At 30.9% G+C, this 24,492-nt stretch carries 18 protein-coding genes; 1 reads left to right on the top strand and 17 read right to left on the bottom strand.

Features of this window, described 5'->3' with window-relative positions:
- From nifE to nifH, 6 genes are all read right to left on the bottom strand, one after another.
- Window positions 1–1,350, bottom strand: a complete 1,350-nt coding sequence (gene nifE / locus BUA92_RS10205) for a nitrogenase iron-molybdenum cofactor biosynthesis protein NifE (RefSeq protein WP_073019225.1) — start codon at window positions 1,348–1,350, stop codon at window positions 1–3.
- A gap of 81 nt (window positions 1,351–1,431) precedes the next feature.
- Entirely contained in the window at window positions 1,432–2,796 is a 1,365-nt protein-coding gene (gene nifK, locus BUA92_RS10200; protein ID WP_073019223.1) for a nitrogenase molybdenum-iron protein subunit beta, read from the bottom strand.
- On the bottom strand, window positions 2,796–4,379 hold the full coding sequence (nifD, locus tag BUA92_RS10195) for a nitrogenase molybdenum-iron protein alpha chain (RefSeq protein ID WP_073019220.1): 1,584 nt from the start codon (window positions 4,377–4,379) through the stop codon (window positions 2,796–2,798). Before nifD ends, nifK begins: the two co-directional genes overlap by 1 nt.
- A gap of 23 nt (window positions 4,380–4,402) precedes the next feature.
- Window positions 4,403–4,786: a P-II family nitrogen regulator gene (locus BUA92_RS10190; protein ID WP_021803508.1), complete on the bottom strand. Its 384-nt coding sequence runs from the start codon at window positions 4,784–4,786 to the stop codon at window positions 4,403–4,405.
- Between the two features lie 17 nt (window positions 4,787–4,803).
- The gene (locus BUA92_RS10185) at window positions 4,804–5,133 is read right to left on the bottom strand and encodes a P-II family nitrogen regulator (protein WP_021803509.1); all 330 of its coding nucleotides are present in this window, start codon (window positions 5,131–5,133) and stop codon (window positions 4,804–4,806) included.
- A 43-nt stretch (window positions 5,134–5,176) separates the two neighbouring features.
- Window positions 5,177–5,998, bottom strand: a complete 822-nt coding sequence (nifH, locus tag BUA92_RS10180) for a nitrogenase iron protein (protein WP_021803510.1) — start codon at window positions 5,996–5,998, stop codon at window positions 5,177–5,179.
- Window positions 5,999–6,509: 511 nt separating this feature from the next.
- On the opposite strand from nifH, the gene BUA92_RS10175 reads away from it, so the two are divergent.
- A complete protein-coding gene (locus BUA92_RS10175; protein WP_073019218.1) occupies window positions 6,510–7,454 on the top strand; it encodes a substrate-binding domain-containing protein in 945 nt (314 codons plus the stop codon).
- Between the two features lie 59 nt (window positions 7,455–7,513).
- Here BUA92_RS10175 and BUA92_RS10170 read toward each other — a convergent pair whose 3' ends face one another.
- The 11 genes from BUA92_RS10170 to uvrC form a co-directional block, all read right to left on the bottom strand.
- Window positions 7,514–8,617, bottom strand: coding sequence for an MGDG synthase family glycosyltransferase (locus tag BUA92_RS10170; RefSeq protein WP_073019216.1), 1,104 nt, complete (start codon window positions 8,615–8,617; stop codon window positions 7,514–7,516).
- Between the two features lie 154 nt (window positions 8,618–8,771).
- Window positions 8,772–10,190: a pyruvate kinase gene (gene pyk / locus BUA92_RS10165; RefSeq protein WP_073019214.1), complete on the bottom strand. Its 1,419-nt coding sequence runs from the start codon at window positions 10,188–10,190 to the stop codon at window positions 8,772–8,774.
- 92 nt (window positions 10,191–10,282) lie between these two features.
- A complete protein-coding gene (pfkA, locus tag BUA92_RS10160; RefSeq protein ID WP_073019212.1) occupies window positions 10,283–11,242 on the bottom strand; it encodes a 6-phosphofructokinase in 960 nt (319 codons plus the stop codon).
- Between the two features lie 446 nt (window positions 11,243–11,688).
- A complete protein-coding gene (locus tag BUA92_RS10155; RefSeq protein ID WP_073019479.1) occupies window positions 11,689–15,255 on the bottom strand; it encodes a DNA polymerase III subunit alpha in 3,567 nt (1,188 codons plus the stop codon).
- Window positions 15,256–15,384: 129 nt separating this feature from the next.
- Entirely contained in the window at window positions 15,385–17,364 is a 1,980-nt protein-coding gene (locus BUA92_RS10150; protein WP_073019210.1) for a methyl-accepting chemotaxis protein, read from the bottom strand.
- A 131-nt stretch (window positions 17,365–17,495) separates the two neighbouring features.
- On the bottom strand, window positions 17,496–18,443 hold the full coding sequence (gene whiA / locus BUA92_RS10145; protein ID WP_073019208.1) for a DNA-binding protein WhiA: 948 nt from the start codon (window positions 18,441–18,443) through the stop codon (window positions 17,496–17,498).
- 38 nt (window positions 18,444–18,481) lie between these two features.
- Window positions 18,482–19,807, bottom strand: coding sequence for a gluconeogenesis factor YvcK family protein (locus tag BUA92_RS10140; protein ID WP_073019206.1), 1,326 nt, complete (start codon window positions 19,805–19,807; stop codon window positions 18,482–18,484).
- On the bottom strand, window positions 19,804–20,685 hold the full coding sequence (gene rapZ / locus BUA92_RS10135; protein WP_073019203.1) for an RNase adapter RapZ: 882 nt from the start codon (window positions 20,683–20,685) through the stop codon (window positions 19,804–19,806). The genes BUA92_RS10140 and rapZ overlap by 4 nt, the downstream gene beginning before the upstream one ends.
- 196 nt (window positions 20,686–20,881) lie before the next feature.
- Window positions 20,882–21,805 carry a UDP-N-acetylmuramate dehydrogenase gene (murB, locus tag BUA92_RS10130; protein WP_073019201.1) on the bottom strand — a complete coding sequence of 308 codons (924 nt, stop codon included), beginning with the start codon at window positions 21,803–21,805 and terminating at the stop codon, window positions 20,882–20,884.
- A 68-nt stretch (window positions 21,806–21,873) separates the two neighbouring features.
- Window positions 21,874–22,596 carry a phosphatase gene (locus BUA92_RS10125; RefSeq protein ID WP_073019199.1) on the bottom strand — a complete coding sequence of 241 codons (723 nt, stop codon included), beginning with the start codon at window positions 22,594–22,596 and terminating at the stop codon, window positions 21,874–21,876.
- Window positions 22,597–22,627: 31 nt separating this feature from the next.
- Entirely contained in the window at window positions 22,628–24,490 is a 1,863-nt protein-coding gene (gene uvrC, locus BUA92_RS10120) for an excinuclease ABC subunit UvrC (RefSeq protein WP_073019477.1), read from the bottom strand.
- Between the last annotated feature and the right edge of the window lie 2 nt (window positions 24,491–24,492).

The following is a 24,492-nucleotide window of genomic DNA, read 5'->3' as shown; positions in this document are numbered from 1 at the left end:
TCACACCCCTACTTTTGTATATTTCCAAACTGGACTATTTATTGTTAAGTTTATTTCTTTAGCAAAATTAACAGCTCCTTCAAATCCTGCTAAAGGATGTTTTCTCTCATGATTATGATCACAAAAAGCTATACCAAGCTTATATGCTAGAGGTCTTTCTTTAACACCACCAACTAAAACATCTGCTCCCTTTTCATTCATAAACTTTTCAAGTTCATAAGGGTTTGCATCATCTAATATAACTGTTCCTGGTTTTGCCAAGTTACCTATAACTTCATAATCATCTTTTTTCCCAGTTTGCGTTCCAACCACTACAGTTTCCATACCCAATTCTTCAAACTGCTTTATTAATGATATTGCTTTAAATCCCCCACCAACATATATTGCTGCTTTTTTCCCCTCAAGGTTTTTTCTATACTTCTCTAGTACATTTCCTAAATTAGCTCTCTCTTTTTCTACAAATGCTAGCGTTCTTTTTATTATTTCTTTATCTCCCAAAGCATTAGCTACATTTATAAGAGAAATCATTGTATCTTCTATTCCCATGAAACTTACCTTTATAAATGGTACTCCCATTTCTTTTTCCATTCTTTTTGCAAGATATGTCATGGAACCTGCACATTGAACTATATTTAAACTAGCGCCATCTGCTTTTTGAAGCTCCTCACACTTTGCATCACCTGTTATTTGTGAAACAACATTTATCCCCAAATTATTAAGATAGTTTTTAATTATCCACATTTCACCTGATAAATTAAAGTCTCCTAATATATTTACTCCTTTAATCTTAGGGGACTTAGTTCTTCCTATTAAATTCATAAGAGCATTGCATGCTGTCTTATATCCCATGGATTTATGTCCTGCAAATCCTGGAGACATTACTGGTATAACTGGAATTCCATATTTCTGTTCAGCTTGTTTACATACTGCTTCAACATCATCTCCTATAACTCCAACTATACAAGTTGCATAAACAAATATTGTTTTAGGTGAATGATTTTTCATGATTCCTTCTATTGCACCAGCTAATTTTTTCTCTCCTCCAAAGATTACATCCTTTTCTTTTAAGTCTGTTGAAAAACTATTACGATATAGTTCTTCTCCACTAGATAAACTTCCTCTTATATCCCATGTATAACTAGCACATCCTATAGGTCCGTGAACTATATGGAAAGCATCCGTTATGGGATTAAGTACAACTCTAGCACCACAATATACACATGATCTTTGGCTAACAGATCCAGACACACTTTCACTATCACACTTCATAGAGTTACCATGATCGCCTTCTTTACAAAAAATAAAATCTTTTCTTTCATCTAAAATTTCTGCTACTGGTTTTGCTTCCATAATAAATCACCTTCCTTATAAAGTAAAAAAGGACTTCCAAGGGAAGATTTCCTCCCTTGAAAATCCTTTTTAAAAAATAAATTACATTACCATTTCAAAATCTTCATCTTCACAATCTCTATCTATTCTATCCATTAATGCAGTAAGAATTAATTCTAGAACTCTCATAGCTCCTCTATATCCTACTATTGGCATATATGAATGAACATATCTATCAATAATTGGGAACCCTGCTCTTACGAATGGAATATCCTCAGCTCTTGCTATGTATTTTCCATGAGTTCCACCTATTAATAAATCTACACCTTCATTTTTAATCCATTGATGTAATTCAAAAAGATCGCTAGCAGCTTTTGCTACACATCCTTCTACTCCAAACTCTTCAAATAGAGCTTTAGCAGACTTTTCAAAAGCTATTCCTGGAGTACCTGTTATAACGTATTTAGGAATCATTCCTAATTCTAATACAAACTTAGTTAGTCCAAGTACAGTATCAGGATCTCCATATATAGCAACTTTTTTACCATATACATATTGATGTGAATCAACTACTGTATCAACTAGTTGTCCTCTTTCATCTTCTAAATCTTCTGAAACTTCTCCTTTAGAGAACTTAGATAATTCCATTATAAAATCATCTGTAGCTCCAATTCCTATTGGTAAAAGTAATGTTTTATATGGTACATTACATTTCTTCTCTAAATCTGTAGCTCCTAACTCAGAAGCAAAACTTCCTAGAGCAAGTGTTAATTCACTGTCTCCCATTGCCTTTATATCTTCTATCTTAGTACCGCCTTTAGGATACATTTCATATGTTCCAGTCATAGGAGCATCTAAAACTCCGCTTGTATCTGGAAGCATTGTGAAGTCTATTCCAAAGTCTTTCATAAGACGTTTCATTTCTCTCATATCTCCTGGATTTGTGAAACCAGGAATTACATTTAATTTTCCATTGGAAGTTCCAGTTGAGGTTGCAAGATATTTGATAAATCCTGAAACCATATTAGAAAATCCTGTTACATGTGATCCTACATAACTTGGTGTATTGGTATGAACCATGTATTTTCCTTCTGGAATATTAATTGAAGTTATAATTGAGTTTAAGTCATCACCTATTGTCTCTGATAAACAAGTAGTATGAACTGCAATTATTTCTGGATCATATATTTCAAATAAATTTTTAGCAGCAGTTCTAAGATTGCTTCCTCCACCAAATACTGATGATCCTTCAGTAAATGATGATGTTGAAGCTATAGCTGGTTCCTTAAAATGTCTTGTTAAGTACATTCTATGGAATGAACAACATCCTTGAGATCCATGGCTGTGTGGCATGCATTTATGAACACCTAATGCTGCGTACATTGCGCCAACTGGCTGACAAGTTTTAGCTGGATTTATTTTTAGGGCTTTTCTCTCTTTTACTTCTTTTGGTGTTAAATCTAACATTATACCACACCTCCTAATGTTCCTTCTAATATAGGTTCCTTTTTCCAAGGAGCTACTGTATAGTTCCAAGCTGGAGTATATATTCCCATAGTAACGTCCCTTGCAAAGTTTACAGCTCCTTTAAATCCTGCATATGGTCCACTATAGTCATATGAGTGTAATTGTCTTGATAAAACTCCACCTTTTTGAGCTACAAATTTATCCTTTATTCCTGAGAAGAATATGTCTGGCTTTAATAACTTTAAGAACTCTTCTGTTTCATAATGATTTAAATCATCAACAACTATTGCTCCCTTATCCATGCTTTTTTCCATACCACCGTAGTAGTTTAATGCTATTTCATCTTTTAATTGAGCATATCTTTCTTCTGGAATAACTAATCTGAATTTTTCTGGATCTTTTTCTAATTTTAATTCTTCTATATTTTTAGAATCTGCATCAACTTTCATAAATGGTACTACTTCGCTTCCTTCGTAGTCATCTCTATGAGCAAATTCATAACCTGCCAATAAAGTCTTCATACCTAAACTTTCTAATAGGTTTTGATAATGGTGAGATCTAGATCCTCCAACAAATAATGCTGCTGTTTTTCCAGTTAATTTATTTTTGTATAATTCCATGTATTCTTCGATATCTTGAAGTTCTTCTGCAATTATTTCTTCTGTTCTTTCTATAAGATCTTCATCTCCAAAATACTTAGCAATTGATCTTAATGATTCTATAGTACCATCAACACCTACAAAATTAACTTTTAGCCAGTCAGTACCATATTTAGTTTTCATCATTTCACCAATATAATTTATTGATCTATGACATTGGATTATATTTAAATCTGCTGTGTGTGCACTTTTAAGTTCTTCGTAACTTCCATCACCAGTCATTACTGATACAATATCATAACCGATTTTCTTTAATACTCTGCTGATTTCCCAACCATCTCCACCGATATTATATTCACCTAATAAGTTTATGGAGAATTTTTTAGGTACATAACTTCCTGTTCCTATAACATTTTTCATAAGACCATTGTTAGCTATGTGGTGACCTGCTGATTGAGATACCCCTTTATATCCTTCACAAGAAAATGCTAGAACTTTAATTCCATATAATGCTTCAGCCTCTTTTGCTACTGCATGAATATCATCTCCAATTAATCCAACTGGACAAGTAGAACAAATCATTATTGATTTTGGGCTAAATAACTCAACTACTTCTTTGATAGCTTGTTTAAGTTTCTTTTCTCCTCCAAATACTATATCGCCTTCTTGCATATCTGTAGAGAAACAATATTCTAAAAAGTTTTGTGTGTTTTCATCACTTTTTCCTTTATGCCTTCTTGTTCCCCATGTATAGAAACCACAACCTATTGGACCATGTGTAATTACTGCAACATCTTTTAAAGGTCCAAGTACAACCCCTTTACAACCTGCATAACAACATCCTCTGTTTGTCATTATTCCTGGTATTGTTCTTACATTCGAAGTTAACTCTGGTGCTTCTTCAGATATTTCTCCTATATGAGCTTTTCTATTTTTAAATACTTTGGCACTATAACCATCCAAAACTTTATCTATAGTACTCATTAAATTCACCTCCAAATTTACTTTTATATAACTATTTCTCCAGACTTATTGTCTCTTACTCTATATACTTCATTAACTGGTAAAACAAATATTTTTCCATCTCCCGGATTTCCTGTGGAGTTAACCTTTATAATTATATCTATAATTTTTTTTACATCTTCATCTTTAACTACTAATGTGAATAATCTTTTAGGTATAAGTCTTCCAAGCTCTGATATATTTTCAGCTACAGGTGAGGCAGGTATGTTTTCATCAAGAACTAAATCTTCAATTAAAGCCATATTTAATGATTTTTTCCCTCTCCCTAAAACTTTTCTACAAGTAAATGAGGGGAATCCAGCCTCTGCGAGAGATTCTTTTGTTATATTTACTTTATTCGAACGAATAATTCCTATTATTTCTTTCATTTATAGCACCTCAACTTTTATAAGACTTCTTTTCCACTACTTATGGTATACGCCGTTTCTACTGGAGACACAAATATTTTCCCATCACCAAAAGCTCCTTTTATTCCTGTTCTTGCAGTTCTCATTATTATTCTTATAACATCATCTTTATCTTCTTCATTTTTTACTACTACTAGGATCATTTCTTTTGGTAATTCATCATAATATATATCTCCAACTTTAATTCCTTTTTGCTTTCCACGTCCAAATACATCCATTTTAGTCACTTCTGGAAATCCAGCTGATAAAAGTTCTGATAGTACTGTTCCTACTTTTTCAGGTCTTATAATAGCACGAACCATTAACATAACAATTCTCTCCTCTTATTCACATATGTTCTTTATTATTTTCTTATAGATCCATTAATCCATATTGCATTAATATTTCTTCTAATCTATCTTGGCTCATTGGTTTTGGAATTACAAACATATCGTTATTATCAACTTTACTTGCTAATGTTCTATATTCATCTGCTTGTTCACAAGTTGAATCAAATTCTATTACTGTTTGTTTGTTTATTTCAGCTTTTGTTACCATTGGACTTCTAGGTACAAAGTGAATTAATTGACTTCCTAATTCTTTAGCAAAGTTATCTAATAATTCATATTCATTTGCAACTTTTCTTGAGTTACAGATGATTCCACCTAATCTAACTCCACCAGTGTTTGCATATTTTTGGATACCTTTTGCTATATTGTTAGCTGCATATAATGCCATCATTTCTCCTGATGCTACTATATATATTTCTTGTGCTTTTCCTTCACGTATTGGCATTGCAAATCCACCACATACAACGTCACCTAATACATCATAGAAAACATAATCTAAATCTGATTCGTAAGCACCTAATTGCTCTAGCATATTAATTGAAGTTATTATACCTCTTCCTGCACATCCAACTCCTGGTTCTGGACCGCCTGATTCAACACATTTTATACCTCTAAATCCTGGCTTTAAGATTGAATCTAAATCTACGTCATCTCCTTCTTCTCTTAATGTATCAAGAACACTTTTTTGTGCTAATCCTCCTAGTAATAATCTTGTTGAGTCAGCCTTAGGATCACATCCTACTACCATTATCTTCTTGTCCATTGTAGCAAGCCCTGATGTTAAGTTTTGTGTTGTTGTAGATTTACCTATTCCACCTTTTCCATAAATAGCTACTTGTCTCATTTTTATACTCCTCCTTCAAACTGAATATTTATTATAAACTTATCTAAAACTGAGTTTTAGATAAGATTTATACTTAATTTTAGATAATAAAAAAAGAAGTCCATAATTTAGATAATTCATAAATAACCTAAATTTCTAGACTTCTTTGCCCGCTTAGTTAACAGACTTCTTTGTCCAATATAAAACATAATTTAAATTTCATAAAAATATCATATTTAAATGAAATTTTATCAACTATACACATAATTTTTTATTAGTTTGTTTACTTGTAATTTATGTTCTTAATATTATCATATATTTTTTTGCTTTACAATAGGAAAAATGAAGTTTTTTACTATTATTCTAATTGAAACCTATTATCATTTCACGAATTATAATGATACTGCCAATGTAAATGTTTTTGATATTATAAAACTTTTTTTATTTTTTTTATATTTCATTCGTAAAATTGATTAATATTTCTTCTATGCTATAATTTACTTATATTCCTTATTCGAAAGGAGATTTAATTATGACTCAAGATAAATCCTTAACACCTCAAGAGGTAGCAGATATTTTAAAGATAGCAAAAAATACTGTGTATGAACTAATAAAAAGAGGTGAACTTAAAGCTTATCGAGTTGGAAGAAAATTCAGAGTAGATTTTATAGATGTGGAAGAATATAAAAACAATTCCAGAGACAATAAAAAATCAATATTTAGTGAAATAAGTAGTGTAAATATTGAAAATGCTAAAATAAATCCTCCCATTCCAAATACAGGAGTTATTTTATGTGGTCAAGATGTAGCTTTAGATATTTTGTGTAGACATATTGAATACCATCCCAAGGGCATTCAAATACTTAGATCTTATATGGGATCATACAATGCTTTGTATTCCTTATACCAAGATAAGGTTCATATAGCAACAACTCATCTTTGGGATGGAGATACTGATAGCTATAATATTCCTTATATAAAAAGATTAGTTCCTGGAATACCAACCATAACTGTACATTTAGCTTGCAGAAATATAGGATTCTATGTTAATAAAGGAAATCCTAAAAATATTAAATCCTGGTTAGATTTAGATAAAAAGAACATCTCCATAGTTAATAGAGAAAAAGGCAGCGGTGCAAGGATATTATTAGATGAGCATCTACGCTTACATAATATTGATCCTGAAAAAATAAATGGATATGCTAAAGAATGTACATCTCATCTAGCCGTTGCAAGCGCTATTTCTCGTGGTGATGCAGACTTAGGAATAGGCACTGAAAAAACAAGCCTGCAAGTTCAAGGTATAGAATTTATACCAATGAAAAAAGAACGCTATGAAATAGTTATAAAAAAACAAAATTCTACTATGCCTTATTTTGATATCTTAATGGAGATTTTAAATTCTGATGAGTTTAAATTAGAGCTTCAAGGTCTTGGTGGATATGATATAACTGAAACTGGTAAAATAATAAATTAAAAAAGTGGACTTCGCATCAGCAATTCTTAAATGCTAATGCAAAGTCCTTTTTTAAGAAACTAGCTTGCAATTATTGATGTAACTAAATTAAGTGTATTATCTAGTGAAATCTCCTTAACTATTTTATCTATATTATTTACCATATTTTTTAGTTCTTTAGGATCATTAAATAATCTTTTAATTATATTATTTAAATTATCTCCTTCTGCATATATAGCAGCCTTTTCATTAACTAAAAATCTAACATTCTCTTCTTCTTGTCCTGGTATGTAATAAGGTATTATAATTGGAAGCCTCTTAACTAATGCCTCAGTTACAGTTAAACCACCTGGTTTTGTTATAATCAAACTTGCTCTATCCATTAACTGAGATACATTTGTTGTAAACCCTAAAATTATTAACTCTTTACTTATTGGTACTGTTTTATAGTTCTCTTCAAGTTCTCTTTTTAAAATTTCATTATTTCCACATACAGTTATTATTTTTAAAGGAATATCTAAATTCATTAGCTCAAATAAAGCTTTTTTCATAGATTTTAGTCCCATACTCCCACCCATTAGTAATATAGTAAATTCTTTTTCTCTACTTATACTATTAGTGAAATTCATAAAATCTCTCTTTACAGGAATTCCATAGCTATATATTCTTCCTTTATCTATTCCCTTTTCTATAAGACTTTCTTTCGTGTATTCACTTCCTACTATATAGGCATCCACACTTTTGTCCACATAAGTACTATGAGCTTTATAATCGGTAACTATAGATATAAATGGAATATTAATTTTATTTTCTTTTTTTAGATTTGCTATAACTTTAACCAATAATGGATGAGTAGATATTATTATATTAGGTTTATATTCTTTTATAATTTCATAAGTACTATCCTTTATAGATTTCCCTAATATTCCACCTATACTATTACTGGTTAATTTGTGATTGCTTGCTTTATATAACATTCCAAATAAACTAGGTACTTTAGTTGCAAGAATTTCGTATCCTCCTGATACCAATTTATCTAAAACTTCTCCAGTCTCTTTTATAGGTTCTATACATTTAACTTCGTAGCTTTGTTTTTCAAGCTCTTTTTTTAATGAATCTGCTACTGAATTATGACCTTGTCCTGTTGATGCAGTTACTATCAATACCTTTTTTACAAGATTCATAATAAAAATACCCCCTAAGTTATTTCTTATATTAATTTTATTATAAACCCATAAGATTAAAAGCACCTTAAGTAAATCTAAACAAATTCTTAACTTATTCATAAAAAAAATAAAACTGTCTAAAGATACTTATCATCTTAGACAGTTTTATGTATTATTCTACTATGCTTATTTTCATCATGTTAGTAGCTCCAACTTTTTCAACGGGAACTCCAGCAACTATTACTACTGTATCACCTGACTTAACATATTTAGTTGTTTTAGCTATATCAACAGTTTTTTCCATCATTTCATCTGTTGAATTAACTCTTTCAGCTACTATTGGATATACTCCCCAACTTAAAGCTAATTTCTTTGCAACTTTCTCGTCTGGAGTTACTGCAATAATTGCACAATCTGGTCTACATTGAGATATTCTCTTTGCAGTTGCCCCTGATTGAGTTGATGATATTATTGAACTCGCTTTTAATTCATATGCAGCATTACATGCAGCTCTTGAAATAACTCCACCAATTGCTGGTATATGTCTTTTAGCGCTAGATACTGCTAATTCATAACTTAATTGATTTTCAGTTTCTTTAGCTATTTTAGCCATAGTTTCAACTGATTCTACTGGCCAGCTTCCATTTGCAGATTCACCTGAAAGCATTATAGCATCTGTACCATCTAATATAGCATTAGCTACGTCTGAAACCTCTGCTCTAGTTGGTCTTGGGTTTCTTATCATAGAATCTAACATTTGAGTAGCAGTAATAACTGGTTTACAAGCAGCATTACATTTATCTATAATCATTTTTTGCACAGCTGGAACTTTTTCTATTGGAATTTCTACTCCTAGATCCCCTCTAGCTACCATTATTCCATCAGAAACAGCTATGATTTCATCTATATTGTCAACACCTTCTTGGTTTTCTATCTTAGAATATATATCTATATGACTTCCGCCATTTTCTTCTAATATTTTTCTAATAGCTATAACATCTTCTGCTTTTCTTATAAATGAAGCAGCTACCATGTTAACACCTATTTCACAACCAAATTTAAGATCGGATTCATCTTTTTCAGTCATAGCTGGTAATTTAATTGCTACTCCTGGTACATTAACACCTTTATGAGTTCCAACCATTCCTGTATTTTTAACAACACAGTTTACTTTACCTTCTTCAACTGATTTAACTTCTAATCCAACTAAACCATCATCTATTAATATAGTATCGCCAGCTTTAACATCTTTAGCTAAACCTGTATAAGTTACAGAACATTTTGTAGTATCTCCAACAACATCTCCACCTGGATATATTGTGAAATCTGTTCCAACAGTTAATTCAACCTTACTTGGTTCAAATTTTCCGGTTCTTATTTCTGGTCCTTTTGTATCTAAAAGAACTGCTATTTCTCTATTATATTTTTTAGCTAATTCTTTTACTTTGTTTATTCTTGTTGCATGCTCTGCATGATCACCATGTGAAAAGTTGTGTCTAGATGCATTCATTCCTGCTTCTATAATTTTTGATAAAATTTCATCGCTATCACTAGCCGGTCCAATTGTACATATTATTTTTGTTTTTCTCATAGATAACACTCCTTATTTTTTAATTCCAAAATGCGTAAATAAAATAAATTAAAAATAAATATATTTAAAAAGCTATTGCTTTTAAATTAATTTTATGATGATATTTCAGTAGCTATATCATATAATTTTTCATCAAATTTTCTTTCTATAGCTAACGCTTCATCTATATCCACATCAATTACTTGATTATTTCTTATTCCTATTACTCTAGCAGTTTTTCCTTCTAATAAAACTTCCACTGCTCTATGACCTAATTTTGATGCAAGCACTCTATCGGAAGCTGATGGACTTCCACCTCTTTGAATATGTCCAAGAATAGTAGCTCTTGTTTCAATTCCAGTTACTTCTTCGATGTATGAAGCTAATTCTTCAGCTCCACCTACTCCTTCAGCAACTAAAATTAAATTGTGCATTTTTCCTTTAACTTTTCCTTCTAATATAGTTTTGCATAATTCATCTTTGTCAAAACCTTTTTCTGGCACTACTATTGATTCTGCACCACCTGCAAGACCTGCATATAAAGCTAAATCTCCACAGTTTCTTCCCATTATTTCTACTACAGAAACTCTCTCATGAGAAGTTGAAGTGTCTCTTAATTTATTTATAGCGTCAAGCACTGTATTTAAAGCTGTGTCAAATCCTATTGTGTAGTCAGTATAAGCTAAGTCATTATCTATAGTTCCTGGAAGTCCAACAGTTTTAACTCCAAGTTTAGAAAGAAGTTTAGCTCCTGTGAAAGATCCATCTCCACCTATTACAACTAATGCGTCTACTCCATAAGCTTTAAGTATTTTTGCGCCTTTTTCTCTGCCTTCTTCTGTTTTAAATTCATTACATCTTGCAGTCCTTAAAACTGTTCCACCTCTTTGTATAATATCTGATACTGAACGTCTGTCCATTGGGTGAAGTTCTCCACTAATTAAACCAGCATATCCTCTTTCAACACCCATTACTTCCAATCCATTATGTAATGCGGTTCTTACAACTGCTCTTATTGCAGCATTCATTCCTGGTGCATCTCCACCACTTGTTAAAATAGCTATTTTTTTCATTAATTATGCCTCCTCTACACTATAGGGACACAGCTAGTCCCACATATGCTAAAATTTACCCACCACTTTTAAAAAAAACGTATTAATCCTATTTTCATACTTAATACTACTTATTATTCGAAGTTTTCTCAAAATTATAAATATATTAAGACAAATTAATTTTACTTAAAGTTTCGGGTATTTTCAAGCTTTTTACTAGGTTTTATTACAAAAAATAATGTAATCTATTTCATTTAACTATATTATACCCATTTCTCTTATTAATTATTATTTATTAACTTTTTGTCAAAGCTTTTATAAGATTTAAATATTTAATAAACTATTTAAAAACTTTCAACATTTTTTTCTATAAATCTACATCATATATACTATATCAAAAACCTTTAATTATTTCAAATACAAATAATGAAAAAAGGAGCTCCCAAAAAAATTGAGAGCCCTCATTTTTAATCAACTAATTTTACATTATCATTTCCAAATTTCTTTCTTAGATAATCTAAAGCTCCCTTGTCTAAATCTACCCAACAATCTCTAGATAATCTAAAGTTTTGTTTTTCTTTTTCAGTAAAAATATTAACTGGTGTATCACCTTTGTATTCGGTCAAAAGAACTTTAAGAAGCTTATTAATCTCTTTTGCCTTGCTAGTATTCTCTACGCGAATATAAACTTTTTCTGTGTTTATTTTTTCTAACGGAGTTATATCTTCACACAGAATTTTAGGTAATTCTTCTTCGTTTATACTTACTCTTCCTCTTACTACAACCAAGCTATCCATATTAATAAGTGAATTTACTTTCTCCAAAGTTTTAGGGAATACTACAACCTCCATAGATGCTGTTAAATCCTCTATCTTAACAAATGCCATCATAGTATTGTTCCTAGTTACTTTTCTACTTACATAACTTATTATTCCTGCAACTACAACTCTAGTTCCATCTTCTATAGAATCTTCCTTATATCCACTCATACCAACTGTAAGTACGTCATGTATATCTTCTTCCAAAACTTCCTTTGTAGCCATTATTTTATCTATAGTGGTGCTAGTTTGTAATTTAATACTTTCTTTATAATCATCTAAAGGATGCCCACTTAAATATAAACCAGTCATCTCTTTTTCCATTGTTAAAATATAATTTTTCTTAAATTCATTTATCTGCGGATATGTAACCTCTGGTATAGATACCTTTTCATTAAGATCAATAAATAAATTCATTTGTCCATCTATATTCCTTCTCTTATCTCCAGCAACTGAATCCATAACTTTTTCATGAACTGCTAAAAGTCTTGATCTATATACATTAAAACTATCAAAAGCTCCTGATTTTATTAAGCTTTCAACTGCCCTCTTATTTATAGATGAAAAATCCATCTTATTACAAAAATCTTGTAGGGATGTGAATTTCCCCTTCTCATTTCTTGCTTTTACTATTGATTCTACAACGTTATAACCTACATTTTTTATTGCAGCTAATCCGAATCTTATAGTATCTTCTTTAACTGTAAACTTAGAATAACTTTCATTGATATCAGGTAACAGAAGTTTAATGCCTAATTTTTCTGCCGAGTTTATATAGGCTGCTACTTTATCATTATTTCCCATTACTGAATTAAGCATTGCAGCTATAAATTCTACAGGATAATACCTCATTAAAAATGCAGTTTGATAACCTACTATTGCATAAGCAGCTGCATGGGATTTATTAAAAGCGTAACTTGCAAAGTCAATCATTTGATCAAATATTTTATTTCCAGCCTCTTCTGAAATACCATTACCTACACAACCTGGAACTTCGATATTTCCTTCTTCATCTACTATTCCATAGATGAAGTTTCGTCTTTCCTGCTCCATTACCTCGTGCTTTTTCTTTGACATAGCTCTTCTAACCATATCTGAACGCCCTAAAGAATAACCTGCAAGGTCTCTAACTATCTGCATTACCTGTTCTTGATATACCATAACACCATAAGTAACATCCAATATATTTTCTAATTCAGGTGTTATATATGTAACCTTATCTGGATTTTTTTTACTTTCTATATATCTAGGTATTTCTGCCATAGGGCCTGGTCTATATAATGATATACCCGCAATTATATCCTCTAAAGAATCCGGCTTTAAATCCTTCATGAAGCTAGTCATTCCAGCTGACTCCAATTGGAATACACCTACAGTTTTTCCCTCTCCTAACATCTTATAGACTTCTTTATCATTAGTATTAATATCATCTAAATCGATCTCTATACCTCTATTTTGTCTTATCATATCAACAGCATCCTTCATTACTGTTAATGTTCTAAGTCCTAAGAAATCCATTTTTAATAAACCAAGTTCCTCCAAGGTATTCATATCAAATTGAGTTACAATATTATCTTCATTTTTCTGTACTGGAACATACTCTACCAGTGGTCTTGAAGCAATTACAACACCAGCCGCATGGGTTGATGAATGCCTTGGCAATCCCTCTAAATCTCTACTTACATCTATTAAGTTTCTTACTCTATCTTCATCATCATATAGTTTTTTTAGCTCTGGATTTAGATTCAATGCTTTTTCTATAGTGATTCCTAACATGGTAGGAATCATTTTAGCTATTTTATCAACCTCTGCATAAGTATAATTCATAGCTCTTCCAACGTCCCTTATACAGGCTCTTGGAGCCATTGTTCCAAAGGTTATTATCTGCGAAACATTGCTTTCACCATATTTATCTACAACATAGTCAATAACTTCTTGTCGCCTTTCATAACAAAAGTCTGAATCTATATCAGGCATACTTACTCTTTCAGGATTTAAGAAACGTTCAAATAAAAGATTATATTTTATTGGGTCTATTTTTGTTATACCTAACGTATAAGCTACAATTGATCCTGCTGCAGACCCTCTTCCAGGACCTGTTGGGATGTTATTTTCATTTGAAAATCTTATAAAGTCCCAAACTATTAAGAAGTAATCTACATAACCCATCTGGTTTATTACTCCAAGTTCATACTCTAATCTATCCACAAGTTCTTTTACTTCAGTACTAATAATTTTATATTTCTCTATATTTTCATAAGAGTATTTTTCATTGGTTATATTATACTTTTCTAATAATCCCATAAAACATACATCTCTTAAGTACTCATAAGGATCTTGACCTTCTGGTAGTGGAAACTTAGGTAACTTTGATTTATGAAACTCATAATCAAAATTACATTGTTCAGCAATTTTAATTGTATTCTCAAGTGCCTCGGGAACATAAGAAAATAATTCCCACATCTCTTCTGGAGACTTTAGATAAAACTCATCAGAAGGATATCTCATCCTCTTTTCATCTTCTACTGTTTTTCCTGTTTGAATACACAATAATATATCATGAGATTTATAGTCCTTCTTCTCAATATAGTGAGTATCATTAGTAGCAACTAAAGGTATTCCAGTTTCTTTAGAAATTTCTATAAGACCTGCATTAACCTTTCTTTGCTCTTCTAATCCATGATATTGGAGTTCTAGATAAAATCCTTCTTTAAATATATCCTTATATTCTAAGGCAATATTCTTTGCCTTATTATAATTACCATTATTTAATGCTGAGTTTACTTCTCCTCCTAGACAAGCACTCAATCCTATTATACCTTCGCTATGTTTTCTCAAATATTCATGATCTATTCTTGGCTTATAGTAAAAACCATCCGTTGAGCCCTTTGATACAATCTTCATCAAATTTTCATAACCTTGCTGATTTTTAGCCAAAAGAACTAAATGATGGGTTTCATTTTCACTATCATTATTTTTTATGTACATAGATTTAGGCACCACATAAACTTCACAGCCTAATATAGCTTTTATACCCGCTTTCTTCGCCTCTTTATAAAAATCGACACATCCATACATTACACCATGATCAGTTATTGCTATTGATTCCATCCCTAATTCTTTTGCTTTTTTTATTATTTTAGATATTTTACCTGAACCATCTAACAAAGAGTATTCTGTATGTAAATGTAGATGACAAAACTTCTTTTCACTCACTCCATCACTTCCTTCCCTATCTTCTATTTTAGACAAAAATAGCCCTAAATAAAATAGGTAAATCATCAAAGTTATAAATAAAATAAGACCACTACACAATATTGAAGCGATCTTATTTCAAAAAACACCTTATTCTATTTTAAATATCTCTACGTTCTCTTTCATTACTGCAGTCATATCCTTTAAGTCTTTAGATGTTACAGAAACATCAAGTGATGATTCTTTCATTTCCTCCATCGAAGCCGATATTTCTTGTGCTAATGAAGATATTTCCTGGGAAATTGATGCCACATTTTCACTTTTTATGACGATATCATCCTTATTAGACGACAACCTTTCAACGTACCTACTTACATTATTTATCCTAGGAGTTATTTCTTCAATAGATGATGATATCTCTTTAAAAGAAGTCATCGATGTATCTATTGTCTCTCTTTGTTTCACTATCTCGTTATTCATCTTTTCACTAGTCGAGGAAATATTTCGTGTATCTTTCAATAAATCAGATGCTATTTCAAAGATTTTATTTGAAGCTATTTTACTTTTTTCTGCTAGAGTTCTAACTTCATCAGCTACTACACCAAACCCTTTTCCTGCATCACCAGCAGCCGCCGCCTCTATTGCAGCATTTAAAGCTAAAAGATTGGTTTGTTCTGATATGGATTTGATTACTGAAGTAAACTCATTAACTTTTTTAATATTTTTGTCCATTAAATTTATTTTTTCTTTAAATTCACTAAATGTCACTATAAGCTCTAACAATCCTTGGACAACCATTTCCATAGAGTTATTAGACTTTTTAGCTTTTTCATCAATATCTACCGCTCTAGTATTTATCTCCTCAAATTGTACTACTATTTTATCAAGTTCTCGTCCAAACTTATTCACTATTTCTACTGTATCGGTTAATTCCTGTGCTTGAGTATCACTTCCACTTGCAACTTCTTCTATTGCATGGGCTATGTTTTCAGTTGAATACACAAACTTACTTGAAATATTTGATAGATTTTCGGACTTCATATCAATACTATCTGAATTTATTTTTATTAAGGAAATTATTTCAGAAATATATTGCTGGGTTTTATTAATAGCATTTGCTATGTCTCCAACCTCATCTTTTTTCTTCTTTAAATTCTCTTCTACACCTTTTGTTAAGTCCCCAGTTGAAAGTATAGTCATATGATTGTCTATTTTCTTTAAATTTCGTGTTATTAGGTTTATTATTATTAATGTTGTCAATACGCCAATAATCGCAACTATGCCTCCTAAAGCAGAGAAATACTTTGACAACTCATCAACCTCCTGCTGTATTCCCTGTTTATCTAGGTATTGACCAAATGACCACCCAATTACTTTTATTTTCCCATATGTTATTATATTATCTTTATTGTTGAGTTTGTATTCTCCTGAAGATACCTCACCTTTTATCATTTTTTGTTCTATATCTGCTAATCCAACATTAGCATCGAGCTCACTTAACTTTTTACCTATAAACTCTTTGTTAGTATGTATCTGTATAATTCCTTGTTCATTTAGTATAATCCCTGCCCCATATCCTGAGACTTCCTCTTTAACTATTCTGCTAAGCTCTGGCTCAATTCTATTTACAACTAGTATTTTAGATATCCTACCATCTACTACTATCGGAACTAAATAAGAAAATATAGGATTATTCTCTCCATCAATCCCAACTTTTTTTACTAACCCTTCTCCATTAAGCACTCTAGTTAATAACTCTTTATCTTCAAGCATTCCAGTTGTGTCATCACTATATTTTATGCTCCCATTTTCATCTATAATTCCTATAGATATATGATCCCTTGATTTTTTTTGAGAATCAAGTAAATTTTTTAAGGTTTCCCAGGGAGTTTTTCCATCCTTCAAGATTTGAGAATTAACAATTCCCCACATACTTGTTAAATTATCATTAAAAATATTATTGATATTATTTATTTTTTCATTTGTTAATTCCATTAGAAATCTCTCTGAATTATTGGTTATGTGTTTTTTAGATTCACTTATAGCTACATAAGATAAAACTGAAACTAAAAGAATTATCATAGATACAATTGGTATTAATAGCTGATTTCTAATACTTTTCTTTATCATTGTTTTTATTCCTCCAAACAACCATCTTAATACCAATTTTACATAAAATAATTAAAGGTGTATTATTATTAATACACCTTTAACTGAATCTTTAACATTCATAACAATAACTTAATCTAAGTTTAACTATCTTATTTCCCTCGTAGCTCTTCTGCTATTTTTTCTATTTTTCTTAATCTGTGATTTACACCTGATTTCCCTACTGGTGGATCTAGCATTTCTCCTAACTCTTTTAAAGATTCATCCGGATAATTTAATCTAAGCTCTGCTATATCTCTTAAATTTTTAGGTAATCTTTGAAGACCTATTTCCTTTTGAATGAGTCTTATACTTTCAACTTGTCTTACTGCAGCATTAACAGTTTTACTTAAGTTTGCAGTCTCACAATTTACAAGTCTATTTACATTGTTCCTCATTTCCTTCATTATCCTTATATTCTCTAGCTCTAATAGGCAAGTATGAGCTCCTACTATATTTAAAAGATCAACTATCTGTTCGCCTTCTTTAATATAAACTATATAACTGTTTTTTCTCTGAATAATTTTAGAATTCAATCCAAACCTATTAACAAGTTTACTTAAATCTTTAGCATATTCTTCACTATGAGTCACAAATTCTAGATGATATGCTTTTTCTGGATTAGATATACTTCCTCCTCCAAGTAATGCACCTCTAATATATGCTCTAGCGTTTTCATCACTAGAAACCATTTGTTCTTCTATACCATAGCTTAAAGACATTATGCCTTCAACTTCTTTAAATATACCAGTTTCATAAAGTAGTTCTTTTACTCCCATTTCTTCTGTAACTAGAACCATATAAATATTGTTCTTTTTTAAAGAACTACTCTTTTTAACCATAAGTTTAGAGTGAATACTAAAGTGTTCTTTAAGAAGAGTAAATATTAATCTTGCTGAACCTGGGTTTTCTGTTGTTATCTTAAAACTAATCTGCCTACCACTAAAGGCTAAAGTTCCACTTACCTTCATTATAGCTGATAATTCAGCTAAAGCCTCTTCCCTAGTTATATCTGTATATCTGCATATTTCTCCTTTAACCTTAGATGAAAATGATGACATAGGATCTCCCTTCCCTTTATACTTCCTTTAATATATAATTATTTACTTTCTTTTAACCTTTGGGATAGATACATATACTCTATTATCTTCTTCTTATCATAAAGAAGAGCTTTCTCCATAACTGTAGTCATTATTACTTTTGCGAGTTCCTCTGAATTATGTCTAATGAAGCCATCTTTATATTTAACTAAATTGGCTTCTATAATCTCTATTCCCATCTTATTTATAATCTCTTTATCAATTATTACTTCTTGAGAACCTTCTTCCCTATATTTTTCAATAAGATTTTTAGGTAATTCTTGAACATTTGCTATAACATAATCGACTATATCTTTCCCACAATGTTTATACAAAACTCTTAAATGATCTGAAACTTTAAAATTATCTGTTTCTCCTGGCTGAGTCATTATATTAGAAACATACATTTTTAAACCACTACTTCTCTTAATGGTTGTCGATATTTTTTTTACTAATAAATTTGGCAAAACAGAAGTATATAAACTTCCTGGTCCCATAATTATTACATCGGCTTCTCGTATAGCTGTTAATGCCTCCCTTAATGGCTCCGCATTTTCAGGTATAATCATTAACTTCGAAATTTTAGTTTTTTGGGCAATAGCTTCTTCTGGTATTTGAGATTCACCCTCTACTGTATTACCATTTTCATAAAATGCTTTCAATCTCATGTTTTCCAAAGTAACAGGTATAACTTTCCCTGTTACTGCTAATACCGAACTCATCTTCTGAACAGCATCCTCAAAATTATCTGAAATTCCATCCATTGCAGCTAAAAATAAATTACCGAAGCTTTGATTCTTAAGCCTTCCATCTTTAAATCTATATTGAAGTAGTTCTTCCATCAAGGGCTCTGTATCAGCCAAAGCTAATATACAGTTTCTTATATCTCCTGGAGGAAGAATACCTAAATCTTCTCTTAAATCCCCAGATCCTCCACCATCATCTGCAACTGTAACTATAGCAGTTATATTAGAAGTATAATACTTTAATCCTCTTAGCATTGTGGAAAGACCTGTCCCCCCACCAATTACTACTATTTTAGGTCCTTTTACTAATAATCTTTTTTCATATATAAGATTTTGCATTTTATCTGAATCTAAGGATACCTTTATATATCCTTTATTTATAAGTGCTATTATTCCCCTCATCACTTCAGTTACTGAAACGTATAAAACAAAAATCCCTGTTATTATTAAAAATACATAAAATACTTTATACATGATGCTATACATACTGTGTAAAGCAAGTTCCGTAAAACCGTAAGCTACTAAAAGCACTCCTAATAATCCAAATAAGATCCATCTTTTAACCCTTATTCCAGGTCTTAACCAGTCTAGGAACCTCATAACTTTCTAGCTCCCTTATAGGTATCTTCATTCACATCCCTATGCTCAATTCCAACCGTATAATCATTGCTTAACCTTTCATAAATATCATTAGCAATTGCAACAGATCTATGTCTTCCTCCAGTGCAACCTATTGCAATAATCAATTGTCTCTTTCCTTCTTTAGTATAGTTTGGTATAAGGAATTTAAGCATATCTTCAAGCCTTTCAACAAATCCTATAGTCTCTTCTTGAGATAATACATAGTCTTTAACAGGTTTTTCATTTCCAGAAAAAGGTTTGAGTTCTGGTATATAAAAAGGATTTGGAATAAATCTAACATCAAATACCAAATCAGCATCTACAGGTATTCCATATTTAAAACCAAAGGATAATACAGTTACAGATAATTGCTTTTCTATAACCTTTCCATCTCCATAATTCTCATTTATTTTCTCCCTAAGATCTTTTATTGCATATTTTGATGTGTCTATAATTATATCTGCTCTATCCTTAACTTCCCTTAATTTCTTTCTTTCACTTTCTATTCCTGTTATAACTCTTCCATCTGGAGCTAATGGATGACTTCTCCTTGATTCCTTAAATCTTTTTACTAATATATCATCTGATGCTTCTAAAAATAATATCTCATACTTAAATTCACCATCTTTTAAATATATTAAGCTTTCAAAGAGGTCATCAAAAAAAACTCCCCCTCTAATATCTATAACAAGTGCAACCTTATCTATCTTTCCTTCACTTTGAATACACGCTTCTGCAAATTTAGGTATTAATTTAGGTGGTAAGTTATCAACACAAAAATATCCTAAATCCTCAAGGCTTCTTGTGGCTTCCGTTTTTCCCGCTCCTGACAATCCAGTAACAATTACAAATCTCATAAGTTCCCCTGACAATATTGCCTTAAGCAAAATCAGGATTTCACCGTCCTTTCTACTAAAAATCTATAATAAATTATATCATAAATACTTAATTTTTGTATTAATATTTATGTGCTTACTCCCTCCATTATGATGAATATTATTTTAAATACCACTAAGTAAAAAACTCAGCCCTAAAAGCTGAGTTCTTATTTATCTAATTATCTTTTTCTTCTCCAATTATCCTGACTTCAGTATTAAGCTCCACCCCAAATTTTTCTTTTATTGTTGCTTGAATATGAGCTATTAAATCTAAGATATCTTTAGCAGTTGCGTCTCCTTTGTTAATTACAAAACCTGAATGTTTTTCAGATACAGCGGCTCCCCCTAAAGAGAAACCTTTAAGACCAGCATCTTGTATAAGCTTACCCGCAAAGTATCCAGGTGGTCTTTTAAATGTACTTCCCGCTGAAGGATACTCAAGCGGTTGTCTTTCTTCTCTTCTTCTAGTTAATTCATCTACTCTATTTTTAATTAACTCTTTATCTCCAAACCTTAATTCAAAACAAGCGCTTATAACAACAAAACCATTCTCCATAATATACGAAGTTCTATATCCTAATTTCAGTTCATCCGTTGACAACTTTACTAGTTTTCCATCTCCGTCAATTATTTCGGCCCATTTTATAACATGAGATATTTCTCCATCGTAGGCTCCTGCGTTCATATATACAGCTCCGCCAATACTTCCTGGGATACCACAAGCAAATTCAAATCCTGTCAAAGAATTATCTAGTGCAGCTTCTGAAACCTTAGATAATAAAGCTCCGCATTCTGATATTATAGTATTCTCTTTCACTTCTATATTATCTAACTCGCAAAGTTTTATTACAACGCCTCTTATTCCACCATCTTTAACTAAAAGATTTGATCCATTACCAATTATATAGTATGGAATATTTTCATTTTTGCAAATATTTATAATTTCCACAACCTGCTCTTTCTTTTTTGGATTAAGCAAGTAATCTACTGGTCCACCAACTTTAAAATATATATGTTCACTCATTGGCTCATTTATCTTTATGTCATTTTTATCAAGTATTTTCTCTAGCTTATTTAATAAAAAACCGTACTGATTCATATTGAAACCCCTTCTGATTAATAGTACTCTAATATATAAGTATAATAAATAATCCTAAATTTAACAAGCTATATGTCTTTAAGCTTATTTTTCTTCACTAAATAGTTTATTATCTTATCTTTATTTGTGTTCATTATTAACTCTTCTGGAAAAGAAATTTCTTGTAAAAGTTCATGGGCTACATCAAATTTACCTATTTGAGTACATACATGGGCATCTGAACTGACTATTATATTAACCTCATATTTTTTACATAACTCAATTACTTTTTTACAATTCTTTTCACTTCCTGGCCTTGATCTAAATGAACTATTATTTACTTCTATTATTTTATTCTTTTCTTTTGCTTTTTTTATAACTTTCTCTATACATATTGGGAATTGGGGATTTCCTATATGACCTAATATATCAACCTTTGGGTTTTCCATTACATTTAAAAGTGCATTCGTATTCTGCTCTTCAGTTCCAGATTCTATAACAACATCATGTAAAGATGCAATTATTAAATCAAGTTTATTTTGTGTTTCCATTGGTATATCTATATTCCCTTCAAAGTCTACAATATTAGCTTCGCATCCTCTTAAGTGAATTACATCATACATTTCTCTTGGTAAAACCTTAAGATTATTAAAAAAGAATATATGTGGTCCTCCAGGCATAGCTGGTCCGTGTTCTGTTGTTGCTAAAACCTTAACTCCGTTTTCAGATGCCCACTTAATATTTTCTAACCATGTACTATAAGCGTGCCCTGAATCAATAGTATGTGTGTGCGTATCTACTACATATTTCATAGCTAAAGCCCCTCTTTCTTTCCCTATTTATTTAATTGCCACTAAAGTACTTTTTTATACTATCTGCAGCTTTTTTATCTATTCCAGGTGTTTCTAATAATTCTTCCACAGTGGCTTTTTTGATATTATCTACACTTCCGAATTTTAGAAGTAGGTTTCTTCTCCGCTTTTCTCCTACATAGGGGATATCTTCTAATATAGAATGAAGAGTTCTCTTATCTCTTAAACTTCTATGATAGGTTATAGCAAATCTATGAACCTCATCTTGTATCCTTGTAAGCATATGAAATAAATTGCTTCTCCTTGACAATAATATCTCTTGATTATTATAAATAAGCCCTCTTGTACTATGTTTGTCATCTTTAACCATTCCACAAACAGGTATATCTACGCCAAAACTCTGTAAAACTTCAAGTGCTATATTAACTTGGCCTTTTCCTCCATCCATTAAGATTACATCTGGAAATACAGAGAATTTACCACCTCCAAGAGTTAATTTTCTCTCTTGAATTTGCTTAACTTCTTCTAATCCATGAGCAAATCTTCTTGTTAATACCTCTCTCATACTTTCATAATCATTAGGACCTTGAACTGTTTTTATTCTAAACCTTCTATAATCGCTATTTTTAGGTTTACCTTCTTCAAATACTACCATAGTTCCTACAGAATCCACTCCTTGAATATTTGATATATCATAAGCCTCTATTCTCATAGGCAACTCATCTAACTCTAAAATTTCTCTAAGCTCCTCTAAAGCTACCCTATTTATTTCTTTATCGCTTAATATCTTATCTTTAAATTTATCTAAAGTTACCTTTGCATTTTCTTCTACCATATCAAGAAGATTTATTTTCTCTCCTTTTTTAGGTATCTTTATCCAAACCTTTGACCCTCTTTTTATAGTTAGAAACTCTTCTAATAACTCTAAATCATCTACATCTGGTACATAAACATTCTTAGGTATTTGCGCTGTTCCACCATAAAAACTAGTAATAAATTCTCTTAAAATTTCTCTTTTATTATATCCCGCTTTATCTTCAAATACAAAATGCTCTCTTCCACTGATTTTTCCATCTCTTGAAAAGAATATTTGTACACAACAATCTTTTTCATCACAATAAAGATTTATATAATCTTCTTCTCCTTCTTTAACTGTAAACATCTTTTGTTTCTCTATTATATTTTCTATCGCTAATATCTTATCTCTATAACCTCCAGCTTCCTCGAATTCTAATTCATTTGAAGCCTTTAGCATTTTTTCTTTAAGTTCCTTAACTATATAATTATCTTTGCCGTTTAATATATCTATAATCTGATCTATCATCTTTCTATACTCAGCTTTCGATATAAGTGCAGCGCAAGGAGCCTTGCATAAATTAATATGGTAATTTAAACAAGGTCTTGTTTTTTCCCCACCTTCTATAATTGATCTCTTACAAGTTCTTAGTGGGAATATCTTCTTTATTAAAGTTATAGTCTCATAGACAGCTGTGCCATTTACATAAGGTCCAAAATACTTATTACCGTCTTTAGCATAATTCCTAGTAACGAATACTCTTGGAAAATCTTCATTCATCGTTATCTTAATAAACGGGTAAAACTTATCATCTTTAAGTGCAATATTATACTTAGGGCTATGTTTTTTAATTAGATTACATTCTAATAAAAGAGCCTCCATTTCTGAATCTGTAACTATATATTCAAACTCAGAAATATTAGCCACCATCTTTTTAACTTTTTCTGAATGATTTTTAGAACTTTGAAAATACTGTCTTACTCTATTTTTTAAAACCTTTGCCTTCCCAACATATATAATCTCACCTAAAGAGTTTTTCATTATATAAACTCCAGGTTTCTCAGGAAGGTTCTTCAAATGATATTCAAAATCAAATATAA

Source organism: Clostridium intestinale DSM 6191 (genome assembly GCF_900130055.1).
In the GTDB taxonomy this organism is placed as follows: domain Bacteria; phylum Bacillota; class Clostridia; order Clostridiales; family Clostridiaceae; genus Clostridium_T; species Clostridium_T intestinale.
Note: the sequence above shows the minus strand (reverse complement) of the source record. Positions and strands in the feature narration are given on the sequence as shown.

Excerpts from the sequence above, each read along its gene's own strand:
- BUA92_RS10140 (WP_073019206.1), bottom strand. The coding sequence starts at position 19,807 with ATGAGGTTCCTAGACTGGTTAAGACCTGGAATAAGGGTTAAAAGATGG.
- BUA92_RS10185 (WP_021803509.1), bottom strand. The coding sequence starts at position 5,133 with ATGTTAATGGTTCGTGCTATTATAAGACCTGAAAAAGTAGGAACAGTA.
- whiA (WP_073019208.1), bottom strand. The coding sequence starts at position 18,443 with ATGTCATCATTTTCATCTAAGGTTAAAGGAGAAATATGCAGATATACA.
- rapZ (WP_073019203.1), bottom strand. The coding sequence starts at position 20,685 with ATGAGATTTGTAATTGTTACTGGATTGTCAGGAGCGGGAAAAACGGAA.
- BUA92_RS10150 (WP_073019210.1), bottom strand. The coding sequence starts at position 17,364 with ATGATAAAGAAAAGTATTAGAAATCAGCTATTAATACCAATTGTATCT.
- BUA92_RS10175 (WP_073019218.1), top strand. The coding sequence starts at position 6,510 with ATGACTCAAGATAAATCCTTAACACCTCAAGAGGTAGCAGATATTTTA.
- nifH (WP_021803510.1), bottom strand. The coding sequence starts at position 5,998 with ATGAGACAAGTAGCTATTTATGGAAAAGGTGGAATAGGTAAATCTACA.
- pfkA (WP_073019212.1), bottom strand. The coding sequence starts at position 11,242 with ATGAAAAAAATAGCTATTTTAACAAGTGGTGGAGATGCACCAGGAATG.
- nifE (WP_073019225.1), bottom strand. The coding sequence starts at position 1,350 with ATGGAAGCAAAACCAGTAGCAGAAATTTTAGATGAAAGAAAAGATTTT.
- BUA92_RS10190 (WP_021803508.1), bottom strand. The coding sequence starts at position 4,786 with ATGAAAGAAATAATAGGAATTATTCGTTCGAATAAAGTAAATATAACA.
- BUA92_RS10170 (WP_073019216.1), bottom strand. The coding sequence starts at position 8,617 with ATGAATCTTGTAAAAAAGGTATTGATAGTAACTGCATCAACAGGACAA.
- pyk (WP_073019214.1), bottom strand. The coding sequence starts at position 10,190 with ATGAGAAAAACAAAAATAATATGTACAATTGGACCGGCTAGTGATAGC.
- nifK (WP_073019223.1), bottom strand. The coding sequence starts at position 2,796 with ATGTTAGATTTAACACCAAAAGAAGTAAAAGAGAGAAAAGCCCTAAAA.
- BUA92_RS10125 (WP_073019199.1), bottom strand. The coding sequence starts at position 22,596 with ATGAAATATGTAGTAGATACGCACACACATACTATTGATTCAGGGCAC.
- murB (WP_073019201.1), bottom strand. The coding sequence starts at position 21,805 with ATGAATCAGTACGGTTTTTTATTAAATAAGCTAGAGAAAATACTTGAT.
- nifD (WP_073019220.1), bottom strand. The coding sequence starts at position 4,379 with ATGAGTACTATAGATAAAGTTTTGGATGGTTATAGTGCCAAAGTATTT.